The following is a 2,743-nucleotide window of genomic DNA, read 5'->3' on the forward strand; positions in this document are numbered from 1 at the left end:
GCCGTGGCCCCCTTGGCGAAGGCGGGCTGAGCGCCATGGACCTGGGCTACGCGGGCCGCGTCGCGGTCGTGACCGGCGGCACCTCCGGCATCGGCCTCGCCTGCGCGCGGCTGCTGCTGGCGGAGGGCGCCTCGGTGGCCATCTGCGGGCGGGACGAGGCACGCCTGGCCTCGGCGCGCGAGGCGCTGGGCGGCGGAGAGAGCCTCCTCGCCCATCGCTGCGACGTGCTGGACGGGGCGCAGGTGGCGGGCTTCGCCGAGGCCGTGCGCGGCTGGCGCGGGCGCTGCGACCTGTTGGTGAACAATGCCGGCCAGGGCCGCGTCTCCACCTTCGCCGAAACCACCGACGAGGCCTGGCGGGAGGAGCTGGAGCTGAAGTTCTTCAGCCAGATCCGCCCGCTGCGCGCCTTCCTGCCGCTGCTGCGGGCAAGCGACGCCGCCGCCATCGTCGGCGTGAACTCGCTGCTCGCCCTGCAGCCCGAGCCGCACATGGTCTGCACCTCCGCCGCGCGGGCGGGCGTGCAGAACCTGCTGAAGTCGCTGGCCACCGAGCTGGCGCCCGCGATCCGGGTGAACTCCATCCTGCTGGGCCTCGTGGATTCCGGCCAGTGGCAGCGCCGCTGGCAGGCCGCCCATGCCGAGACCGGCATCGGACGCGAGGCCTGGTTCGCCAGCCTCGCCGCGAAGAAGGGCATCCCCGCCGGCCGCCTCGGCCAGCCGGAGGAGCCCGCCCGCGCCATCCTCTTCCTCGGCTCCCCAGCCGCCTCCTACGTCACCGGCGCCCAGCTCGAAGTCTCGGGCGGCGTGTCGCGCTTCCTCTGAGGACGCCTCCCATGTCACAGACCGCCCTCTCGCCCCAGCCGGCCGGCACCACCACCTTCGCGGAAACGGTGGGCGAGCTGGTGGCGCGCTACCTCGCCGATATCGGCGTGGAGATCGTCTTCGGCGTCATCTCCATCCACAACATGCCGATCCTGGACGCGCTCGCCACCCAGGGCCGCATCCGCTTCGTGCCGGCGCGGGGGGAGGCCGGGGCGATGAACATGGCCGACGCCTATGCCCGCGTTTCCGGCGGGCTGGGCGTCGCCATCACCAGCACCGGCACCGCCGCCGGCAATGCGGCGGGGGCACAGGCCGAGGCGCTGACCGCGGGCTCGCGCGTGCTGCACATCACCACGCAGATCGACCTGCCCTTCGCCGACCGCGACCGCGCGCCGATCCATGACGTGCCGCGCCAGCCGGACATGCTGAAGGCGGTGAGCAAGGCCTATTTCCGCATCTGGGACGGCCATGCCGCGCTGGGCATGCTGCAGGCCGCCGCCGGCGCCGCGCTGACGCCGCCGACCGGCCCGGTCTCGCTGGAGATCCCGGTGGACGTGCAGCGGCAGAAGGCAGGCGGCGCCTCGCTCCAGGCCTTCCGCGCGCCGATGATCAACCGGCCGCAGCCCGACCCGGTGCTGCTGGACCGCGTGGCCGACCTGCTGTGCGCGGCGAAGCGCCCGGTGCTCTGGCTCGGCGGCGGCGCGCGCGGGGCGGAGGCGGAGGCCACTGCGCTCGCCGCGCGCGGCATCGCTGTCGTCACCAGCACCAACGGGCGCGCCGTGGTGCCGGAAAGCAGCCCGCACAGTCTGGGCGCCTTCAACATGGGGCCGGAGGCGCAGGCGATCTACGACCGCAGCGACCTGATGATCGTCATCGGCTCCCGCCTGCGCGGCAACGAGACGCGCAACAACGCCATGCGCCTGCCACGCCCGCTGGTGCAGATCGACGCCGATGCCGCGCAGGGCGGCCGCAACTACGCCGCCGACCTGCTGCTGCACGCCGATGCCGGCGCCGCGCTGCGCGGCCTGCTGGAGCGCCTGCCGGAACAGCTCGACACCGACCGGATCTTTCTGCACGACGTCACCATCGCCCGAGCCCAGGCGGAGGGCGCGCTGCGCGCCAATCTCGGCCCCTACCAGGTCGTGGCGGATGCGCTGCTGGAGCGCGTGCCGGCCGGCCGCCATCCCTGGGTGCGCGACGTCACCATTTCCAACAGCACCTTCGGCAACCGCTACGTCCAGATCGCGGCGCCCAATCTCGGCGTGCACGCGCTGGGCGGCGGCATCGGCCAGGGCATCGCCATGGCCATCGGCGCCTCCCTCGCGGCGGCGGAGAAGACCGTGGCGCTGATGGGCGACGGCGGCGCACAGCTCGGCATCGCGGAGCTGATCAGCGCCGTGGAGGAGAAGGCGCCGATCGCCTTCGTGCTGATGAACGACAAGGCCTATGGCGTGATCAGGAACATCCAGGACGCGCAGTATGGCGGGCGGCACCACTACTCCGCCCTGCGCACCCCGGACTTCGCCCTGCTCTGCGCCGCCATCGGCATGCCGCACACCCGCATCGCCGATGTCGAGGACTTCGCCTCCGCCCTGGACGCGGCGCTGGCCGAGGAAGGGCCGCGGGTGCTGGAGATCGACATGACGGAGATCGGCCCCTTCGCCAATGCCTTCGCCGGCCCGCCGGCGGGCGCCGCGGGCGGGGCGCGCTGACCATGCGGCGCCTCGGCCTGATCGGCGCGGGCGGCATGGCGGCGACGGTGCTGGAGGCGCTGGCCGCGCATCTCCCGGCACCGCTGGAGCATGTCACCATCCTGGTCCGCCCCGGCAGCGAAGCGAAGGCCGAGGCGCTGCTCGCCGCGCACCGCGTGGCGGAGACCGGCAGCGTGCGCGGCGACATCGCGGGCTTCCTGGCCGATGCGC

Annotated in this window: 2 protein-coding genes and 1 pseudogene; all 3 read left to right on the forward strand. The window is 73.8% G+C overall.

Annotation, left to right across the window (positions count from 1 at the left end):
• Nucleotides 1–821, forward strand: an 821-nt coding sequence (locus tag ROTAS13_RS22485; RefSeq protein ID WP_253187747.1) for an SDR family oxidoreductase, incomplete at its 5' end; no start/stop codon positions are given.
• A gap of 11 nt (nucleotides 822–832) precedes the next feature.
• Nucleotides 833–2,533 carry a thiamine pyrophosphate-binding protein gene (locus tag ROTAS13_RS22490; RefSeq protein ID WP_019460480.1) on the forward strand — a complete coding sequence of 567 codons (1,701 nt, stop codon included), beginning with the start codon at nucleotides 833–835 and terminating at the stop codon, nucleotides 2,531–2,533.
• Between the two features lie 2 nt (nucleotides 2,534–2,535).
• Nucleotides 2,536–2,743: pseudogene (locus ROTAS13_RS22495) on the forward strand (aspartate dehydrogenase); the annotation flags it as partial.

This window comes from Roseomonas sp. TAS13 (assembly GCF_001950415.1).
In the GTDB taxonomy this organism is placed as follows: Bacteria; Pseudomonadota; Alphaproteobacteria; order Acetobacterales; family Acetobacteraceae; genus Roseomonas; species Roseomonas mucosa.

Bases quoted from the DNA above. Each gene is read 5' to 3' on its own strand.
- ROTAS13_RS22490 (WP_019460480.1), top strand. From the start codon at position 833: ATGTCACAGACCGCCCTCTCGCCCCAGCCGGCCGGCACCACCACCTTC.